A 20710-nucleotide genomic window follows, 5' to 3' on the forward strand; every position below is an offset into this window, starting at 1 on the left:
CGGTGGGAGGGGCCATATGGGGCGCCCGATCCGGCGCCCTGTGCGGTCACGGAAGTAGTCCACTTCGGCCCCCTGGAACCACCCGAAGGGACGGTGCTCGTCCGCTGAACCGTCCGGGCGGGTGATACGTCATTAAGTGGTAAGACGAGCTGCCGTGAAATCCCTGCGGATCGACGCCCGTGGGGCAACACTGGGATCGGATCGGACCGAGAGATACGGGGGGCGGCGATGACGACCGCATCGAGCCGCAGCACACTCACCACCACACCGCAGCGAAAGAACCCTTCCATGTGCCAGCACCAGCCACCATGCCCCTCAGCCGACTCCCCCGACCGGGAGGCCGCCCGCCTTCTGGCGCACCATCCGGAGCAGGGCTGGAGCCTGCTGTGCAACGGCGTCCTGCTGTTCGAGGACACCGGGGAGCTGCTTCCGGACGGGCAGATCATCGCCCCTCACCGGCCGCAGCAGGTGGCCACGGCGGCCTGAGGAGGCCATACGGCGGGCCGGAGGCGGCCCGCCCTGCCCGGACGCTCTGACGGGTACGGCGCCGCATGCCCCGGCCCGGCTTTGACGGACCGCCGGAGTGCCGCAGCGCCCTGGTAGGCCCGAACGGACCGGGGCCGGTCCGGAGTTCCCTCCGGACCGGCCCCGACGCATGCCCGCTGCGCGTCAGCCCTCGTACTCGTCCAGCGGCGGGCAGGAGCAGACGAGGTTGCGGTCACCGAAGGCGCCGTCGATACGGCGCACCGGCGGCCAGTACTTGTCGGCGGCCTGGACACCGGCCGGGAAGACGGCCTCCTGGCGGCTGTACGCGTGGTCCCACTCCCCACCGAGCGCCGCCGCCGTGTGCGGGGCGTTGCGCAGCGGGTTGTCATCGGCGGGCCACTCGCCGGAAGCGACCTTCTCGATCTCCGCACGGATCGCGATCATGGTGTCGCAGAACCGGTCGATCTCGTTCAGGTCCTCGCTCTCGGTGGGCTCGATCATCAGCGTGCCGGCGACCGGGAACGACATGGTCGGCGCGTGGAAGCCGTAGTCGATGAGCCGCTTGGCGATGTCGTCGACGCTGACCCCGGTCGCCTTGGCGAGCGGCCGCAGGTCGACGATGCACTCGTGCGCGACCAGTCCGGCCGGGCCGGTGTAGAGCACGGGGTAGTGCGGCTCCAGACGCTTGGCGATGTAGTTCGCCGCGAGGACCGCGACCTGGGTGGCGCGCTTGAGTCCCTCGCCGCCCATCAGCCGGACGTACGCCCAGGAGATCGGAAGGATGCCGGCCGAGCCCCACGGGGCCGCCGAGATCGGGCCGACGCCGGTCTCCGGTCCTGCGGTCGGCTGCAGCGGGTGGTTCGGCAGGTACGGCGCGAGGTGCTCGCGCACGCCGACCGGGCCCACGCCGGGGCCGCCACCGCCGTGCGGGATGCAGAAGGTCTTGTGCAGATTGAGGTGCGAGACGTCGCCGCCGAACCGGCCGGGCTTGGCGAGGCCCACCAACGCGTTGAGGTTGGCTCCGTCGACGTACACCTGGCCGCCCGCGTCGTGCACCTGCGCGCAGATGTCGGCGACGTGCTCCTCGAAGACACCGTGCGTCGACGGGTACGTGATCATGAGCACGGACAGCTCGTTGCGGTACTGCTCGATCTTGGCCCGCAGGTCCGCCACGTCGATCTCACCGTCGTCGGCGGTCTTGACGACGACCACCTTCATGCCCGCCATGACGGCGCTGGCGGCGTTGGTGCCGTGGGCCGAGGAGGGGATGAGACACACGGTGCGCTGCTCGTCGCCGTTGGCGCGGTGGTAGGCGCGAACGGCGAGCAGGCCCGCGAGCTCGCCCTGCGAGCCGGCGTTCGGCTGGATGGACACCTTGTCGTAGCCGGTGACCTCGGCGAGGCGCTCCTCCAGCTCGTGGATCAGCGTGACGTAGCCATCGACCTGCTCGACCGGTGCGAAGGGGTGGATCTGGCCGAACTCGGGCCAGGTGACCGGCTCCATCTCGGTGGTCGCGTTCAGCTTCATGGTGCAGGAACCGAGCGGGATCATGCCGCGGTCCAGCGCGTAGTCACGGTCGGCGAGGCGACGCAGGTAGCGCAGCATCGCGGTCTCCGAGCGGTGCTGGTGGAACACCGGGTGCGTGAGGTAGTCGTCGCTGCGCAGCAGCCCGGCCGGCAGGGCGTCGTCGACGGTCACGTCCAGTGCCTCGATGTCGCCGTCGACGCCGAAGGCGGACCAGACCGCGGCCAGCTCGGCCCGGGCGGTGGTCTCGTCGCAGGAGATCGACACGTGGTCGGCGTCGGTGAGGTGGAGGTTGACGCCGTTCACACGGGCACGGGCGACGACGTCCGCGGCCTTGCCCGGCACACGGGCGGTCAGGGTGTCGAAGTAGACGCCGTGTACGAGCTCGACCCCGCCCGCACGCAGGCCTTCGGCGAGGATCGCCGCATAGCGGTGGGTGCGGCGCGCGATCGTCCGCAGGCCGTCGGGACCGTGGTAGACGGCGTACATCCCGGCCATCACGGCGAGCAGCACCTGTGCGGTGCAGATGTTGCTGGTGGCCTTCTCACGGCGGATGTGCTGCTCGCGGGTCTGCAGGGCGAGGCGGTAGGCCTTGTTGCCGTCCGCGTCGACGGAGACTCCGACGAGACGCCCGGGCAGGCTGCGGGCGTGCTTGTCCTGGACCGCCATGTAGCCGGCGTGCGGGCCGCCGAAGCCCATCGGGACGCCGAAGCGCTGGGTGGTGCCGACGGCGATGTCCGCACCGAGCTCGCCGGGGGAGGTGAGCAGGGTGAGCGCGAGGAGGTCGGCGGCCACGGTGACGATCGCACCGAGTCCGTGCGCCTGCTCGATGACGGGCTTGATGTCCCGGACCGCGCCGGAGGCACCCGGGTACTGGAGCAGCACGCCGAAGACGCCACGCTCGGCGACCTCGGCCGGGATGCCCTCGCTCAGGTCGGCGACGACTATCTCGACACCGGTGGGCTCGGCGCGGGTCTCGATGACGGCGATCGTCTGCGGCAGGGCGTCGGCGTCGACCAGGAACACACCGCCCTTGACCTTGCCGACCCGCCGGGACAGCGCCATGGCCTCGGCGGCCGCGGTTCCCTCGTCCAGCAACGAGGCGCCGGAGGTGGGCAGACCGGTCAGCTCCGCGACCATCGTCTGGAAGTTGAGCAGGGCTTCGAGACGGCCCTGGGAGATCTCGGGCTGGTAGGGCGTGTACGCCGTGTACCAGGCGGGGTTCTCCATGACGTTCCGCAGGATGACCGGCGGTGTGAAGGTGCCGTAGTAACCCAGGCCGATCATCGGGGCGAGGACCTGGTTGCGGTCCGCGAGGGAACGCAGCTCCGCCAGGACCTCAGCCTCGGTGCGGGCGTCCGGCAGCCCGAGCGCCTCGGCGCTCTTGATGACGTCCGGCACGGCGGCGTCGGTCAGCTCGTCGAGCGAGCCGTAGCCGACCTGCGCGAGCATCTTCGCCTGGGCCTCGGCGTCGGGCCCTATGTGGCGCTGCTCGAAGGGGATGCCTCGCTCCAACTGGGTGAGCGGGGTGCGGTGGACGGTCATGTGAGGCCTCCTGGTCGATACGACCTGCGAGGGGCACCCCCGGCGCGGGTACCCGTACGGCCTCCCCCTCTGTCATCTAACCTGAGAGCTTCACCGGTCCGCCCGCTCGCTGGCATTCCGGTTTTCACCGTCGGTGAGCGCGGACGCCGTGCGGCATCCGCCCTGCTTTCCAGAGTGACCTCGTCCGTGCGGTACAGGGGCCTGAGAGATTCCGGGGAGGATTTGCTCCTTCGGCGGCTCCGGTTGGTGACCGGGGCGCTCTCCCGCGCGGGGTCGACAGCCGCCTGCCAGCGTACCAGCGCGGACTTACCCGAGAGGTCGAGTGGCCGACCCAACAAATGTGCACTTTCGTAGTACGTACGGAGCAGTGCGACCAATGCGACCAATTGGAGGGATCGTGCAGACCGATATCGATCCACGCAGCCTGATAGGCCGCAAAGCGTTCGACCGTGACGGCACCAAGATCGGGACCGTGGACGAGGTGTACCTCGACGACGCGACAGGGGTCCCGGAATGGGCGGCCGTCCGTACGGGCCTGTTCAGCAGGGACGCGTTCGTCCCTCTGGAGCCCAGCGAGCTCGCCGGGGACGGCCTGCACATCCCGTTCGAGCGGGCACTGATCAAGGACGCACCCGACTTCGGCGTCGGCCGGCATCTCTCCCCCGAGCAGGAGCTCCAGCTGTACCACCACTACGGTCTCGACCTGCCCACTCCGCCCGAGAGCCCGGCTCCCCCGCCGCCACCTGCGTCCAGCGGCGGAGCCGAGGCACCGGGGTCTTCGGGCGACCGCGACTTCGGGCGGCTGGCGGGCAACGACGACTGATCCGTGGCGGCCCGGTCCGCACCGGAGGCACCCAGGGGATCGGGCGGGTCATCGTCCACGGCCGGTGCCGACTCCTCCACTCTGACCAGCGGCAACGGCTCCGACGGCTCGAGCTCGGGGTCGTCGACCGGGAAGGTGCGGACCCTCCCGGGCGCGGCAGACCACGGCACCTCGAACCTGACCGTGACCCGCCCGAGGCCGCTGCCCTGCACCCACCCCGCTCCGTAGCGGGCGTGCCGCACGTCGTGCCCTGCCGCCCATCGCCGCTCGGCGGACGCCGTCCGCGCCGGCCCCCGGGCCTCCTCCTCGCCGTCCGCGTCGTGCACGGGGCCCTCGTCCCGCATCTCGGGTGCCTGCTCCCCCGCCGCCTGGGCGAACAGATCCTCCTGGGTGTAGTCGGCGAGGCCGGTCACGCCCACCCCGAGCAGGCGCACCCCGCCGGTCGTGTCCACCGCCTCCAGCAGCCGCGCGGCCGCCTCACGCACCACCGCCGGGTCGTCCGTGGGCCCGCGCAGCGTCTCCGACCTGGTCAGCGTCGAGAAGTCGAACCGGCGCACCTTCAGCACGATGGTCCGCCCGGAGTGTCCCGAGGCCCGCAGCCTGCGCACACACCGGTCCGCCAGCCGCTCGACCTCCATCCTGATCCGCACCCTGTCGTGCAGATCGACATCGAAGGTGTCCTCCACCGACACCGACTTCGCATCACGCTCGGCCACTACGGGACGGTCGTCGTGGCCCAGCGCCATCCTGTACAGCGACGTCCCGTGCGCCCTGCCGAGCAGCCTGACGAGCTCGTCCTCGCCGGCCTCGGCCAGCTCCGCGACGGTGGTCATCCCGGCCCGGCGCAGATGCTCGCCGGTGGCAGGTCCCACACCGGGCAGGATCCGCACCGGCATCGGCCCCAGCAGCTCCCGCTCGGTCCCCGGCCGGATCAGCACCAGCCCGTCGGGCTTGGCCTCCTCGGAGGCGATCTTGGCCAGCATCTTCGAGCCGGCGAGGCCGACCGAGCCCCTCAGTCCCGTGACCGCGAGGATGTCCCTGCGCAGCCGCTCACCGGCCGCGCGTGCCGAGCGGGAGTCATCGGCCACACCACCCGCCTCCAGGTCCACGAACGCCTCGTCCAGGCTCAGCGGCTCCACGAGCGGCGACAGACGCGCCAGCAGCTCCATCACCTGGTCGCTGACCGACCGGTAGAGCGAGAAGCGCGGGACCAGATACGCGGCGTTCGGACAGAGCCGTCTCGCCTGGGCCATCGGCATCGCCGAGTGCACACCGAACCGCCGCGCCTCGTAGGAGGCCGTGGCCACCACACCACGGGGTCCCAGCCCTCCGACAACGACCGGTTTCCCGCGCAGGCTGGGCTTCGCCGCCTGCTCGGCGGCGGCGAAGAACGCATCCATGTCCAGATGCAGAATCGTCGGCGCGGATCTCACACGTCCGATGCTGCCCTATGGCTCTGACACCGAAGGGGCCCTGGGCCCGCAGCGGTGAGTGGGGCGCGGTGGGCGGGGGCCGAATCGCCGGTCGGCCCCGTCCGTCAGACGGCTCGGTCGGTCAGACGGCCCGGTCGCGCCGGCGCCTGGCCAGCTCGTCCGAGGGGTGGTGCCCGATCAGCGTCTCTCCGGTGTCGACGCGCTCACCGTGCAGCTGGGAGAGCGCCGCTTCGACATCCCGCCACACCACACCGACGGCGATCCCGAAGACCCCCTGGCCCCCTTGCAGAAGGCCCACGACCTCGTCGGGCGACGAGCACTCGTAGACCGTGGCCCCGTCACTCATCAGCGTCATCCGGTCGAGATCGGCGAATCCGCGCGCCTGCAGATGCTGGACGGCCGTCCGGATGTTCTGCAGCGCGACACCGGTGTCCAGGAAACGCTTCACGATCTTGAGAACGACCACGTCGCGGAAGCTGTAGAGCCGCTGGGTGCCCGAGCCGTACGCCGGGCGCACACTCGGTTCCACCAGCCCGGTGCGCGCCCAGTAGTCGAGCTGCCGATAGGTGATGCCCGCCGCGGCACACGCCGTTGGGCCCCGGTATCCGACGGTCTCGGACGAGGCACCGGGTGCCGAGTTCATGGGAAGCGGATACGGCCCACCGTGCCCCGGAGTTCCGGGGGATCCCCCTGCCGTACCGTCGCCGCTGCTTCTCACGCCGACCTCCGTCCTTGACCTGCCCACTCGACGGTAGGCAGTCGCCCGGGGCGCGTCAACGATCGCCACACTCGGCACGCCGAGTGATAATCACCCTGAGAGTGGTTTTCCGTAGCCCTGTCCGGGGAAAGCATCGCCGGATGGGCGGTTCCACTGCAATGCAGAACCGTTCACTCAGCGAGCCGGATACATCAGCAGGTCACTGGCTGCTGGAGCCGAAGTCCTCGGGCGAGATCTGGTCGAGGAACTCGCGGAACTTCTCCACCTCGTCCTCCTGCTCGTCCGGGATCGCGATGCCCGCATCGTCCAGGACCCCGTCACTGCCGTAGATCGGCGTGCCGGTGCGCAGCGCCAGCGCTATGGCGTCGGACGGCCGCGCGCTCACCTCCACCCCGCTGGCGAAGACCAGCTCGGCGTAGAACACGCCTTCCCGCAGGTCGGTGATGCGGACCTCGGTGAGCTCCTGCCCCACCGCCTCCAGCACGTCCTTGAAGAGGTCGTGGGTCAGCGGCCTGGCGGGGGCCATCCCCTGCTGCGCGAAGGCAATCGCGGTCGCCTCCCCGGGACCGATCCAGATGGGGAGGTATCGATCGCCTCCCACTTCGCGCAGGAGCACGATCGGCTGGTTGGAAGGCATTTCCACCCGGACACCCACAACATCGAGCTCGTTCACACAGCAACCCTAGGACGTGCCCGGCAGGTTTGGGTAGTCGGGTTCCCCCAAGATCAGCTCGAGATCAGCGCAATCGCACACCGAGAGCGGTCTGCACCAGGGCCGCGTGCAGCCGGACCGAGAGTTCCGCCAGCTCCTTGGCGGTGGCCTCCGCATGGGCTCTGGTCTGCGGATTGCGATGCCGGCGCAGCGGTGCGACCACTTGTTCCACCAGTCCGGCCTCACGGTCCGCCGCGGCCTTCATCGCCCGCAGGTGCCGGGGTTCCAGGCCGAAACGGCCCATGTGCGCCACCAGTTTGGCCACGGTCACGGATTCGGCGTCATAACCGCCCTCCGCCGCGGGAGTGATAAGCCCGTACGACTCCCACACGTCCAGGTCGGCCTCCGTGACCTCGGCCGCGGCCAGCAGCTCGGACCTGCCCACCCGGGCCGCCGTCGGCCGGTCGGGGTCCGGATCCGCCCCGGGAGGCCGAGGGTCACCGGGCGCGCCCTGGGACCCCGGCGACATCTGCTCGCCCCGGGCCAAGGCGTCGAGGTACTCCCGGATGACCTTGAGAGGGAGATAGTGGTCCCGCTGCATACGCAGGATCCGGGCGAGCCGCTCGACGTCCTCCGGACTGAATTTGCGGTAGCCCGAAGGAGTGCGCTGCGGCTCGACGAGACCCTCGCTCTCCAGGAAGCGGATCTTGGAGATCGTGACTTCGGGAAACTCGTCCCGCAGCTGGTTCAGCACCGACCCGATGCTGACCAGCCGGTCGCCACCGGCGGTGCCGCGGCCGGCACCGCCCGTCGGTGTTGTTCGCAGCATGGACCTTCCCTGAGGGGTCACACGCCCCGCTGGCTCGAGTAGAAGACCAGTCGGTACTTCCCGATCTGGACCTCGTCACCGTTCGACAGCAGGACGGAGTCGATCGGCTCCCGGTTGACATAGGTGCCGTTCAGGCTGCCCACGTCCGTGGCGGTGAAGCTGCCCTCGGGCGTCCGGCGGAACTCCACATGGCGCCGCGACACGGTGAAGTCGTCGAGGAAGATGTCGCTCTGGGGGTGCCGCCCCGCCGTGGTGAGCTCACCGTCCAGGAGGAAGCGGCTGCCGGAATTCGGCCCGCGTCGCACCACCAGCAGCGCCGAGCCCGCCGGCAGCGCTTCGACGGCGGCCTGCGCCTCGGGCGACAGCGAGGGAATGGCGGTCTGACCCGTCATCTCCGAGTCGTAGGCCTCCAGGCCCGAGATGGAGATGGTCGACGTGGTCTCCGCCGCGCGCTCCGCCTGCGCCCCGGCCCGCAGCGGCGCGCCGCAGTTGGAGCAGAAACGGCTGGTCTCGGCGTTGCGGTGCCCGCACCGCGTACATACCGGCATGGACGAGTCCTCCTGCCGCGGCTGCCCCGCGGGGGCCTGTGACGCGTACGGCTCAGAGGCAAACCCTCCACCCGTACTTGAGGTTGACGGTTCTCCGAAACCTATGCGGCCGGGACCGGCAGGGTCAACAGCAGACGCGCCCTGGCTGCCCGGAATGTCACCGGTCCCGCCATCGACCTCGTCCCGGAAGAGCGGCCGCTCTTCGCCTTGCTCCGCTTCCTGGCCGCGCGGTGCGCGATGACGGGCGTTGCCGCTGCCCTCGCGTGCGCTCTTGCCGAACAACTTCCCAAACAACTTCACGGGCGATTCCCCTTGACCGAAACAGACCCGCCCGTAAGGCAGGAACCCTGATTGAACACACCTGCCGACCCGGACATCCTCACAACGTCCGTACCCTCCGGACAGTTTCCACCACTCGGCACCCTTACGATGCGTCGACCCCCCGCAACCTCATGTCCTTGTCCGGTCTCCCCATGCTCTCCCGCCTCACTGGGAAGACGACCGAGCGTAGTCAGGCCGTTCCACGGGTCGCAAGGCGTCCACAACGATCTTCGGCGACCGGGTCACCGTGGCGGTGGCCTGCTCCTTCTCCAGCGTCTGGATGACACCCCCGGGGATGTTCAGCGCCGGCTCGAGGTCCTGCGGTCGGCCGATGACCTTGAAACGGTACGGCGCACCGATCTTCTTCCCGTCGATCCGGATGTCGCCGGCACCACCTGAGAAGTAGGAGTTGGCGACCACTCGGACATCGTTGATCTGAATGGCCTCCGCGCCCGCGGCACGCAATTCCTGGATGGCGTCCAGGAGCATGTCCGGCTCGACGGCACCGGAGCCGTCGTCGATCGTCAGGTTGATGCCCGGTCCCTCGGCCTTCACCGTACCGGCGAGGATGCCCAGCTGACGCTCCTTTTCCCGGGTCTGCCGTCGCGCCTCTTCGGCCTGGTCCGAGCTGGTCTCCAGCTCGGTCCGCTGGTCCTCGAGACGCTGCTTCTCATCTTCCAGACGCTTGGTTCGGTCATCGAGTTCATCGAGGATGCGGACCAAATCCTCCTGCCGCGCTCCACGCAGCGCGCCGTTGTCGCTCGTGGACTGGACCTGAATGGCGAGGCCGAGACCGAGAACGAACAGCAGCAGGGCGACGACGAGTTGGGCGCGCGTGACCCGAGGCGGCCAGAGGCCGGCCATCAGCCGCTGACGGCCGGTGAGAGCGTCCTCCCCCTGACCGTCCCGCACGTCCCGTCCGTCGTCATGCGCATCGTCCTCTTCGCCCACATTCTGCGCGGGCTGCCCACCGGGACGGCCGTGATCGGCACTCGGCTCCCCCATGGGCTGCCGGCCGTCGGCAGGGCGTGGATCAGGCGCAAGCCGGCCCGGGGCGCCCTCGGGCTCCTCATGTGGCACCACCGGATCAACGGGGACCGGACCCCGGGGGCTCACCGGCTCGACGCGACCCCGCGCGTCACCCGGCCCCTTCGGCTCCTCCGCGTTCGAGCTCATCGCCTCGTGCTCGTTCATCGGCCTCACGCCCGGAACACATGGCGGCGGATGGCGGCCGCGTTGGAGAAGATCCGGATGCCGAGCACGACCACGACGCCCGTCGAGAGCTGCGCACCGACGCCCAGCTTGTCGCCGAGGAACACGATCAGGGCGGCGACCACGACGTTGGACAGGAAGGACACCACGAACACCTTGTCGACGAAGATCCCGTCGAGCATGGCCCGCAGACCGCCGAAGACCGCGTCAAGCGCCGCGACCACGGCGATCGGAAGGTAGGGCTCGACCACCGCCGGCACTTCGGGGCGGAGCAACAGTCCCGCCACGACTCCCACGACGAGGCCCAGTACGGCGATCACGATGTGCCCTTCCCTGTCTCTGTCTTCTCCGTGCCGGGCCCGCCGTCCGCTGCGGCATCTGCGGTCCTCGGCTGTGCGGTACGTACGATGAGGCTCGGCGCCGCGGGCAGCCGCACCTCCTGCTGGGCGGAGATGCTGCTTCGAATGCCGAAGTTCTCGTGCAGCGCATGCAGGTACTGGCCGTCGGCGCTGTCCTGGAAGGCCGTGCTCAGCTTCTTCCCGTCCCCCACCGCCAGGACCGTGTACGGGGGCGCCAGCGGCTTGTTGTCGACCAGTATGGCGTCACCGGCGGCGCGGATCGCGGAGAGGGCGGTGAGCCTCTGTCCGTTGATCGCGACGGCCTCCGCGCCGGACTGCCACAGCCCGTTGACGATGCGCTGCATGTCCCGGTCGCGCACCCGCCCGGTGTCGGAGAAGCTCGCGCTCTCGCGGGGGCCGCCACCGTCGGCCTTGGTGCCTTCCGCGTCGTCGACGACGAGCTTGATCCCCGGGCCGTGCACCTCGGTGCCACCCGAAAGAAGGGTGACGAGCTCCGCACGTCCCCCGCCGTGCTCCTCGAGCGCCTTGCGCTGCCGCTCGCCCACTTCTTCCCGGAGCCGTTCGACGTCGGACTCGAGCTGGTCCGCGGCCGAGGTTTCCGCGTCGATGCGGTCGATGAGCTCCTCGCGCTCCTTCGCCAGCACGGGTGCCGATATCCGTGCCTGCGCCGCGCCCAGCGTGACCACGAGCGCCGCCAGCACCAGGCCGAACGCGAGGCCCAGCTTGGCGCGCACGGTCTTCGGCAGACCCCCGCCTTCCGCGTCCCTGCGAGCCGCTGCTTCCGCGTAGCCGTCGTCGAGGCTGTGGTCCATCACATTGGTCAGCAGCGACATGGACGCATCGGGTCGTGACGGCGGTGAGGCGGTGCTCCGAACGGGGGGCTGCTGCGGCATGCCGCACATCGTCGCACGTCGCCACCGTTACCGCCGAATGGCCCCACCGGTGCGCCGGACGGTGGACCGCGCCACCGTCCGGCGTACCGTCGTCCGCTTCAGTTGCCGGCGCTCTCCACGATGCGTGACCACTCGTCGAGCAGCGCCTGGGCGGAGGCGTCGTCGGGGCCTTCGGCCCACAGGTGTGTGACGGCCTCGGACGGGTCGGGAAGCACCATGATCCAGCGCCCGTCCGCCTCGACCACCCGCACGCCGTCGGTGGTGTCGACGGAACGGTCACCCGCCGCCTCGACGACCCTCCTCATGACGAGCCCCTTCACCGCCCACGGCGTCGCCAGGTCACGCCGAAGCACGTGCGCCCGCGGGATCCGGGCGTCGATCTGGCTGAGGGTGAGCTGAGTGCGGGCCACGAGCCCGATGAGCCGTACAAAGGCCGCGGTGCCGTCGAAGACACTGCTGAACTCGGGAACGATGAAGCCACCGCGGCCGTCGCCGCCGAAGATCGCGGAGTCCTCCCTGCAGACCCTGGTCAGATCGTCGGGCGAGGTCGTCGTCCATTCGACCTGTGTCCCGTGGTAGGCGGCCACCTGCTCGGCGATACGGGTGGTGGTCACCGGCAGCGCGACCCGACCGCTTCGCCGCTCCGCGGCGACGAGGTCGAGCATGACGAGCAGAGCGCGGTCGTCCTCCACGATCCGGCCGCGTTCGTCGACGAGCGACAGCCGCTCACCCACGGTGTCGAAGCGCACCCCGAAAGCGGCTCTGGCCGACGCGACGATCTCCCCGAGCCGTACCAGGCCCTTGCGCCGGGCGTCGGTGGTCTCGGTCGGCCGGGATTCGTCGAGACCGGGGTTGATCGTCAGCGCGTCCACACCGAGCCGGCCGAGCAGGCTGGGCAGGACAAGACCGGCGCTTCCGTTCGACGCGTCGACGACGACCTTGAGGCCGGCCTCGGAGATGCCCGTCGTGTCGACCTGACGCAGCAGTGTCCCGGTGTACGAGTCGAAGACGCTGGCGGGGAACGACAGGTCGCCGATCTCACCGGGGAAGGCCCGCCGGTACTCCTGGCGGGCATAGACCCGGTCCAGCTTGCGCTGCCCGGCCTGCGACAGATCCGCGCCGCGCTCGTCGAAGAACATGATGTCCACGGAGTCCGGCACCCCTGGCGACGTGCGGATCATGACCCCGCCGGCACTGCCGCGCGCCGTCATCTGGCGTGCCACCGGCAGCGGCACGTTCTCGAGGTCGCGTACATCGATGGCGCTGGCCTGGAGCGCCGAGATCACCGCGCGCTTCAGTGCCCGGGCTCCTCGGGAGTGGTCACGCGCGGTGGTGACGGTCGCGCCCTTCTTGAGCGTGGTGGCGTACGCCCCCGCCAGTCTGACGACGAGCTCCGGTGTGATCTCGACGTTGAGGATCCCCGAGACGCCCCTGGCCCCGAACAGATGGGCTTGGCCGCGCGACTCCCAGATCACCGAAGTGTTGACGAAAGCACCCGCCTCGATCGTCTTGAACGGGTAAACGCGCACATTGCCCTGGACAATCGATTCTTCGCCGATCAGGCACTCGTCCCCGATCACGGCGCCATCCTCGATACGCGCGGCCCGCATGATGTCGGTGTTCTTGCCGATCACACATCCGCGCAGATTGCTGTGCTGCCCGATGTAGACGTTGTCGTGGATGACGGCTCTGTGGAGGAACGCGCCGCTTTTCACGACCACATTGGAGCCGACGACGGTGTGTTCGCGGATTTCCACGTCCGCTTCGACCTTGGCGTAGTCCCCGACGTACAACGGTCCACGCAGGACGGCGTCGGGATGGACTTCGGCACCTTCGGCGACCCAGACGCCGGGCGATACCTCGAAGCCGTCGATGTCCACGTCGACTTTGCCCTCGAGCACGTCTGCCTGGGCCTTCACGTAGCTCTCGTGCGTACCGACGTCCTCCCAGTAGCCCTCGGCGATATAGCCGTAGATCGGCTTGCCGTCCTTCATGAGCTGCGGAAAGACATCGCCGGACCAGTCCACCGAGACATCGGCCTCGACGTAGTCGAAGACCTCGGGCTCCATGACGTAGATGCCGGTGTTGACGGTGTCCGAGAAGACCTGGCCCCAGGTCGGCTTCTCCAGGAACCGCTCGACCTTGCCGTGCTCGTCCACGATGGTGATACCGAATTCCAGCGGATTCGGGACCCTGGTCAGGCACACGGTGACCAGTGCGCCCTTTTCCTTGTGGAAGTTGATGAGGTCGGTCAGGTCGAAATCGGTGAGAGCGTCGCCGGAGATGACGAGGAACGCATCGTCCTTGAGGGCGTCCTCTGCGTTCTTCACGCTCCCCGCTGTGCCGAGTGGCTTCTCCTCATGCGCATAGGTGAGCTCCATCCCGAGTTCCTCGCCGTCACCGAAATAATTCTTGACGAGGGAGGCAAGGAATTGGACGGTCACGACGGTCTCATTGAGCCCATGCCGCTTCAGCAGGCGCAGCACATGCTCCATGATCGGCTTGTTGACCACCGGAAGGAGTGGCTTGGGCATGCTTGAGGTCATGGGGCGAAGTCGCGTTCCTTCGCCACCAGCCATCACGACGGCCTTCATGTCGGAAGCGTCCTCCTTGAAGAGACGACGGTCTAGCCGACTTCACCCATCCGGGCAGGCCCCTGTTGGTCTTGTACGGGCCGGCGGGACTCTGCACGACTCCGGGCAGATGGCTCAATCGGCCACGGGATCCGCCTTGACGAGTCGGCGGACCTGGACCACGTAGAGGATCCCTGCCCACCAATACAGAGTTGTACCCCATCCGGCGAACGCCCATCCGAAAATCTTGGCAAGTGCGGCAAGCCAGCTACTTCCGTCACTCAACAGGAGCAACGGGAACGCATACATCAGGTTGAAGGTTGCAGCTTTGCCAAGGAAGTTCACCTGTGGCGGGGGATACCCGTGCCGGCGGAGGATTCCCACCATCACGAGCAGCATCGCCTCGCGGGCCAAGAGGACCGCGGTGAGCCATAGCGGCAGGATCCCGCGCCATGTCAGCCCCACGAGGGTAGAAAGAATGTAAAGACGGTCCGCGGCGGGATCGAGGATCCGCCCGAGGTTGCTGATCTGGTTCCAGCGGCGTGCCAGCTTTCCGTCGAGATAGTCGCTGACGCCGCTCAGCGCGAGGACGAGCAGTGCCCATCCGTCTACCTTCGGCCCGCCGAACTCCGGCAGGAGGATCAGCCACAGGAACAGCGGCACGCCGGCGAGGCGGGCCATGCTGAGGATGTTGGGGATGGTGAGCACCCGGTCCGTCTGAACGCGAGTCTCCTGGACCTCCACCCGGGGGCCTCCTGTGGGGGAACGTGCCGAATGATGCCCCATGACCTTACCTTCAGGTCTCAGGGGGTCGTACACAGGGGTGCGGGCACTTCTCTCCAGGCTGAAACATGCGCTTGAGCAGCACAAAAAGCCGTGGCCCCGGACTGAGGTCCGGGGCCACGGCTGAAGAATTGTTCGGCGGCGTCCTACTCTCCCACAGGGTCCCCCCTGCAGTACCATCGGCGCTGAAAGGCTTAGCTTCCGGGTTCGGAATGTAACCGGGCGTTTCCCTAACGCTATGACCACCGAAACACTATGAAGAAATCAAACACCACCGGCATAAACGGGGGCGTGTTCGTTACTTCAGAACTAACACAGTGGACGCGAGCAACTGAGGACAAGCCCTCGGCCTATTAGTACCGGTCAACTCCACACGTTACCGTGCTTCCATATCCGGCCTATCAACCCAGTCGTCTACTGGGAGCCTTACCCCATCAAGTGGGTGGGAGTCCTCATCTCGAAGCAGGCTTCCCGCTTAGATGCTTTCAGCGGTTATCCCTCCCGAACGTAGCCAACCAGCCATGCCCTTGGCAGAACAACTGGCACACCAGAGGTTCGTCCGTCCCGGTCCTCTCGTACTAGGGACAGCCCTTCTCAAGACTCCTGCGCGCGCAGCGGATAGGGACCGAACTGTCTCACGACGTTCTAAACCCAGCTCGCGTACCGCTTTAATGGGCGAACAGCCCAACCCTTGGGACCGACTCCAGCCCCAGGATGCGACGAGCCGACATCGAGGTGCCAAACCATCCCGTCGATATGGACTCTTGGGGAAGATCAGCCTGTTATCCCCGGGGTACCTTTTATCCGTTGAGCGACGGCGCTTCCACAAGCCACCGCCGGATCACTAGTCCCGACTTTCGTCCCTGCTCGACCCGTCGGTCTCACAGTCAAGCTCCCTTGTGCACTTACACTCAACACCTGATTGCCAACCAGGCTGAGGGAACCTTTGGGCGCCTCCGTTACTCTTTAGGAGGCAACCGCCCCAGTTAAACTACCCATCAGACACTGTCCCTGATCCGGATCACGGACCCAGGTTAGACATCCAGCACGACCAGAGTGGTATTTCAACGACGACTCCACAACCACTGGCGTGGCCGCTTCAAAGTCTCCCACCTATCCTACACAAGCCGAACCGAACACCAATATCAAACTGTAGTAAAGGTCCCGGGGTCTTTCCGTCCTGCTGCGCGAAACGAGCATCTTTACTCGTAGTGCAATTTCACCGGGCCTATGGTTGAGACAGTCGAGAAGTCGTTACGCCATTCGTGCAGGTCGGAACTTACCCGACAAGGAATTTCGCTACCTTAGGATGGTTATAGTTACCACCGCCGTTTACTGGCGCTTAAGTTCTCAGCTTCGCCCCACCGAAATGGAGCTAACCGGTCCCCTTAACGTTCCAGCACCGGGCAGGCGTCAGTCCGTATACATCGCCTTACGGCTTCGCACGGACCTGTGTTTTTAGTAAACAGTCGCTTCTCGCTGGTCTCTGCGGCCACCCCCAGCTCACCGAGTAAATCGGATCACCAGACGTGGCCCCCCTTCTCCCGAAGTTACGGGGGCATTTTGCCGAGTTCCTTAACCATAGTTCACCCGAACGCCTCGGTATTCTCTACCTGACCACCTGAGTCGGTTTAGGGTACGGGCCGCCATGAAACTCGCTAGAGGCTTTTCTCGACAGCATAGGATCATCCACTTCACCACAATCGGCTCGGCATCAGGTCTCACCCTGTATGAGAGACGGATTTACCTATCTCTCGGGCTACACCCTTACCCCGGGACAACCACCGCCCGGGCTGGACTACCTTCCTGCGTCACCCCATCACTTACCTACTACCACCTTGGATCAGCGGCTCCACCACTCCCCCTCACTCCGAAGAGATCAAGGGCGGCTTCACGGCCTTAGCATTAATGGATTCGATATTGGGCGCTTCAAAGCGGGTACCGGAATATCAACCGGTTGTCCATCGACTACGCCTGTCGGCCTCGCCTTAGGTCCCGACTTACCCTGGGCAGATCAGCTTGACCCAGGAACCCTTAGTCAATCGGCGCACACGTTTCCCACGTGTGTATCGCTACTCATGCCTGCATTCTCACTCGTGAACCGTCCACAACTCGCTTCCGCGGCTGCTTCACCCGGCACACGACGCTCCCCTACCCATCACAGTCCCCGTTGGGGGTACATACTGCAATGACACGACTTCGGCGGTACGCTTGAGCCCCGCTACATTGTCGGCGCGGAATCACTTGACCAGTGAGCTATTACGCACTCTTTCAAGGGTGGCTGCTTCTAAGCCAACCTCCTGGTTGTCTCTGCGACTCCACATCCTTTCCCACTTAGCGTACGCTTAGGGGCCTTAGTCGATGCTCTGGGCTGTTTCCCTCTCGACCATGGAGCTTATCCCCCACAGTCTCACTGCCGCGCTCTCACTTACCGGCATTCGGAGTTTGGCTAAGGTCAGTAACCCGGTAGGGCCCATCGCCTATCCAGTGCTCTACCTCCGGCAAGAAACACACGACGCTGCACCTAAATGCATTTCGGGGAGAACCAGCTATCACGGAGTTTGATTGGCCTTTCACCCCTAACCACAGGTCATCCCCCAGGTTTTCAACCCTGGTGGGTTCGGTCCTCCACGAAGTCTTACCTCCGCTTCAACCTGCCCATGGCTAGATCACTCCGCTTCGGGTCTAGAGCGTGCAACTCAATCGCCCTATTCGGACTCGCTTTCGCTACGGCTTCCCCACACGGGTTAACCTCGCTACACACCGCTAACTCGCAGGCTCATTCTTCAAAAGGCACGCAGTCACGAGAACCTCCGAAAAGGTTCCGACGCTCCCACGGCTTGTAGGCACACGGTTTCAGGTACTATTTCACTCCGCTCCCGCGGTACTTTTCACCATTCCCTCACGGTACTATCCGCTATCGGTCACCAGGGAATATTTAGGCTTAGCGGGTGGTCCCGCCAGATTCACACGGGATTTCTCGGGCCCCGTGCTACTTGGGAATAACTCAAACGAGCCGCTGATGTTTCAGCTACGGGGGTCTTACCCTCTACGCCGGGCCTTTCGCATGCCCTTCGCCTACATCAACGGTTTCTGACTCGTCTCATCGCCGGCAGACGATGAAAGAGAAATCCCACAACCCCCACGACGCAACCCCTGCCGGGTCTCACACGTCATAGGTTTAGCCTCATCCAGTTTCGCTCGCCACTACTCCCGGAATCACGGTTGTTTTCTCTTCCTGAGGGTACTGAGATGTTTCACTTCCCCTCGTTCCCTCCACACTGCCTATGTGTTCAGCAGCGGGTGACAGCCCATGACGACTGCCGGGTTTCCCCATTCGGAAACCCCCGGATCAAAGCCTGGTTGACGGCTCCCCGGGGACTATCGTGGCCTCCCACGTCCTTCATCGGTTCCTGGTGCCAAGGCATCCACCGTGCGCCCTTAAAAACTTGGCCACAGATGCTCGCGTCCACTGTGCAGTTCTCAAACAACGACCAGCCACCCATCACCCCACCCTTCAACAGGACGAGTTCACTGGGGCCGGCAACCCGAAGACACAAGCTCACGCTCGTACCCTCAGACACCCAACAGCGCGCCCAACACCCTCAGTTGACCCAGACCCACGTTCCACGCCGAAGCAGTACTAGTGAACCGAACCAACCAAGTGTGCCGAATAATCAACGTTCCACCCATGAGCTAACCACCGTCAGACATTCGCCGACGTAGTGGCTCTGGATTCCTTGCGGAATCTAGATGCTCCTTAGAAAGGAGGTGATCCAGCCGCACCTTCCGGTACGGCTACCTTGTTACGACTTCGTCCCAATCGCCAGTCCCACCTTCGACAGCTCCCTCCCACAAGGGGTTGGGCCACCGGCTTCGGGTGTTACCGACTTTCGTGACGTGACGGGCGGTGTGTACAAGGCCCGGGAACGTATTCACCGCAGCAATGCTGATCTGCGATTACTAGCAACTCCGACTTCATGGGGTCGAGTTGCAGACCCCAATCCGAACTGAGACCGGCTTTTTGAGATTCGCTCTGCCTCGCGGCTTCGCAGCTCTTTGTACCGGCCATTGTAGCACGTGTGCAGCCCAAGACATAAGGGGCATGATGACTTGACGTCGTCCCCACCTTCCTCCGAGTTGACCCCGGCAGTCTCCTGTGAGTCCCCATCACCCCGAAGGGCATGCTGGCAACACAGAACAAGGGTTGCGCTCGTTGCGGGACTTAACCCAACATCTCACGACACGAGCTGACGACAGCCATGCACCACCTGTATACCGACCACAAGGGGGCGACCATCTCTGGCCGTTTCCGGTATATGTCAAGCCTTGGTAAGGTTCTTCGCGTTGCGTCGAATTAAGCCACATGCTCCGCTGCTTGTGCGGGCCCCCGTCAATTCCTTTGAGTTTTAGCCTTGCGGCCGTACTCCCCAGGCGGGGAACTTAATGCGTTAGCTGCGGCACCGACGACGTGGAATGTCGCCAACACCTAGTTCCCAACGTTTACGGCGTGGACTACCAGGGTATCTAATCCTGTTCGCTCCCCACGCTTTCGCTCCTCAGCGTCAGTAATGGCCCAGAGATCCGCCTTCGCCACCGGTGTTCCTCCTGATATCTGCGCATTTCACCGCTACACCAGGAATTCCGATCTCCCCTACCACACTCTAGCCTGCCCGTATCGAATGCAGACCCGGGGTTAAGCCCCGGGCTTTCACATCCGACGTGACAAGCCGCCTACGAGCTCTTTACGCCCAATAATTCCGGACAACGCTTGCGCCCTACGTATTACCGCGGCTGCTGGCACGTAGTTAGCCGGCGCTTCTTCTGCAGGTACCGTCACTTTCGCTTCTTCCCTGCTGAAAGAGGTTTACAACCCGAAGGCCGTCATCCCTCACGCGGCGTCGCTGCATCAGGCTTTCGCCCATTGTGCAATATTCCCCACTGCTGCCTCCCGTAGGAGTCTGGGCCGTGTCTCAGTCCCAGTGTGGCCGGTCGCCCTCTCAGGCCGGCTACCCGTCGTCGCCTTGGTAGGCCATCACCCCACCAACAAGCTGATAGGCCGCGGGCTCATCCTTCACCGCCGGAGCTTTCAACCCTCCCCCATGCGGAAGAGAGTGGTATCCGGTATTAGACCCCGTTTCCAGGGCTTGTCCCAGAGTGAAGGGCAGATTGCCCACGTGTTACTCACCCGTTCGCCACTAATCCACCCCGAAAGGCTTCATCGTTCGACTTGCATGTGTTAAGCACGCCGCCAGCGTTCGTCCTGAGCCAGGATCAAACTCTCCGTGAATGCTTACCCGACTGCGCTTAATGAAAAGCTGCGGGCTGACACCACGAGAGCGGTGCGACCAGGAGGAATAATCCCGATCGCACACAGCGTCCTCGCTGTGTATCGCCTACCCACCACAAGTGGCCGGTAGGACTTTTCAAAGGAACCTCATCTCCACGATGGGAGACGGGGTATCAACTAATCTGGCGTTGATTTTTGGCACGCTGTTGAGTTCTCAAGGAACGGACGCTTCCTTCGTACTCACCCTCTCGGGCTTTCCTCCAGGCGCTTCCCTTCGGTGTTTCCAGCTTAGCAGACCCGATTTCTCGTTTCCGCCACCCGCCGGACCGGGCTGCCAGGCCGTTCCTCCGCTTTCGCGAATTCCCTTTCCGGCGGATCAAACCGTATCAGCCTTTTCCCGGCCGTCTGACCACTCCCATCCTCCGGACATGCGGGCACGCCCGCACATGGCAGAGGTGTAGACCAGTGGTGTAGACCAGCTTAGGATGTGACTCGATAGGTGCTGCCGACCTACGGCTCTTTGTCGTGCTCGTAACCAGGCAGATCTACGAGAGTACATGTCGTCCGTAGGCGAGGCAAATCGTTTCCGACGCATGCCAGGTCTGCCAACTAGCAGCTCTCAGGCGGAACCTGGACTTCCTGTGACATACGCTCTGAACAGCACGCCGTCCGGAACAGTCAGGAACGGCGGCTGGTGAATCCCCACCCTGGGAGGCTCCCC

The 20710-nt window shown here is 65.7% G+C and carries 12 protein-coding genes, 3 rRNA genes, 1 pseudogene and 1 riboswitch; of the genes and pseudogenes, 2 read left to right on the forward strand and 14 right to left on the reverse strand.

Features of this window, described 5'->3' with window-relative positions:
- Window positions 1-288 precede the first annotated feature (288 nt).
- Window positions 289-486: a DUF5999 family protein gene (locus ACTWOL_RS05580; protein ID WP_474301090.1), complete on the forward strand. Its 198-nt coding sequence runs from the start codon at window positions 289-291 to the stop codon at window positions 484-486.
- A gap of 183 nt (window positions 487-669) precedes the next feature.
- Here the strand turns inward: ACTWOL_RS05580 and gcvP are convergent, their stop codons facing one another.
- Window positions 670-3555: an aminomethyl-transferring glycine dehydrogenase gene (gene gcvP / locus ACTWOL_RS05585; RefSeq protein WP_474294925.1), complete on the reverse strand. Its 2886-nt coding sequence runs from the start codon at window positions 3553-3555 to the stop codon at window positions 670-672.
- A gap of 179 nt (window positions 3556-3734) precedes the next feature.
- A riboswitch (glycine riboswitch) is annotated at window positions 3735-3831 on the reverse strand.
- Window positions 3832-3931: 100 nt separating this feature from the next.
- On the opposite strand from gcvP, the pseudogene ACTWOL_RS05590 reads away from it, so the two are divergent.
- Window positions 3932-4132, forward strand: a pseudogene (locus ACTWOL_RS05590) (PRC-barrel domain-containing protein); the annotation flags it as partial.
- A 113-nt stretch (window positions 4133-4245) separates the two neighbouring features.
- Here the strand turns inward: ACTWOL_RS05590 and ACTWOL_RS05595 are convergent.
- The 13 genes from ACTWOL_RS05595 to ACTWOL_RS05655 form a co-directional block, all read right to left on the reverse strand.
- Window positions 4246-5811 carry a DNA polymerase IV gene (locus ACTWOL_RS05595; protein ID WP_474294927.1) on the reverse strand — a complete coding sequence of 522 codons (1566 nt, stop codon included), beginning with the start codon at window positions 5809-5811 and terminating at the stop codon, window positions 4246-4248.
- Window positions 5812-5932: 121 nt separating this feature from the next.
- Complete coding sequence (locus tag ACTWOL_RS05600) at window positions 5933-6454, reverse strand: MerR family transcriptional regulator (RefSeq protein WP_474294929.1); 522 nt, start codon at window positions 6452-6454, stop codon at window positions 5933-5935.
- A 274-nt stretch (window positions 6455-6728) separates the two neighbouring features.
- Window positions 6729-7202: a bifunctional nuclease family protein gene (locus tag ACTWOL_RS05605; protein ID WP_026281837.1), complete on the reverse strand. Its 474-nt coding sequence runs from the start codon at window positions 7200-7202 to the stop codon at window positions 6729-6731.
- Between the two features lie 64 nt (window positions 7203-7266).
- On the reverse strand, window positions 7267-8010 hold the full coding sequence (ftsR, locus tag ACTWOL_RS05610; protein WP_474294932.1) for a transcriptional regulator FtsR: 744 nt from the start codon (window positions 8008-8010) through the stop codon (window positions 7267-7269).
- A gap of 17 nt (window positions 8011-8027) precedes the next feature.
- A complete protein-coding gene (locus tag ACTWOL_RS05615) occupies window positions 8028-8558 on the reverse strand; it encodes an FHA domain-containing protein (protein ID WP_474294934.1) in 531 nt (176 codons plus the stop codon).
- A gap of 486 nt (window positions 8559-9044) precedes the next feature.
- Window positions 9045-9884 carry a DUF881 domain-containing protein gene (locus ACTWOL_RS05620; protein ID WP_474294936.1) on the reverse strand — a complete coding sequence of 280 codons (840 nt, stop codon included), beginning with the start codon at window positions 9882-9884 and terminating at the stop codon, window positions 9045-9047.
- A gap of 194 nt (window positions 9885-10078) precedes the next feature.
- On the reverse strand, window positions 10079-10411 hold the full coding sequence (locus ACTWOL_RS05625) for a small basic family protein (RefSeq protein ID WP_242332811.1): 333 nt from the start codon (window positions 10409-10411) through the stop codon (window positions 10079-10081).
- A complete protein-coding gene (locus ACTWOL_RS05630) occupies window positions 10408-11343 on the reverse strand; it encodes a DUF881 domain-containing protein (RefSeq protein WP_474294939.1) in 936 nt (311 codons plus the stop codon). The genes ACTWOL_RS05625 and ACTWOL_RS05630 overlap by 4 nt, the downstream gene beginning before the upstream one ends.
- 98 nt (window positions 11344-11441) lie before the next feature.
- Entirely contained in the window at window positions 11442-13937 is a 2496-nt protein-coding gene (locus ACTWOL_RS05635; protein WP_474294941.1) for a sugar phosphate nucleotidyltransferase, read from the reverse strand.
- Between the two features lie 114 nt (window positions 13938-14051).
- Complete coding sequence (gene clsA, locus ACTWOL_RS05640; RefSeq protein ID WP_474294943.1) at window positions 14052-14660, reverse strand: cardiolipin synthase ClsA; 609 nt, start codon at window positions 14658-14660, stop codon at window positions 14052-14054.
- A 172-nt stretch (window positions 14661-14832) separates the two neighbouring features.
- Window positions 14833-14949 (reverse strand): 5S ribosomal RNA (gene rrf / locus ACTWOL_RS05645).
- An 83-nt stretch (window positions 14950-15032) separates the two neighbouring features.
- Window positions 15033-18154, reverse strand: a 23S ribosomal RNA gene (locus tag ACTWOL_RS05650).
- A 309-nt stretch (window positions 18155-18463) separates the two neighbouring features.
- Window positions 18464-19989 (reverse strand): 16S ribosomal RNA (locus tag ACTWOL_RS05655).
- The 16S, 23S and 5S rRNA genes sit together here, the layout of an rRNA operon.
- Window positions 19990-20710 lie beyond the last annotated feature (721 nt).

The sequence above is a fragment of the Micromonospora sp. IBHARD003 genome (assembly GCF_056106285.1).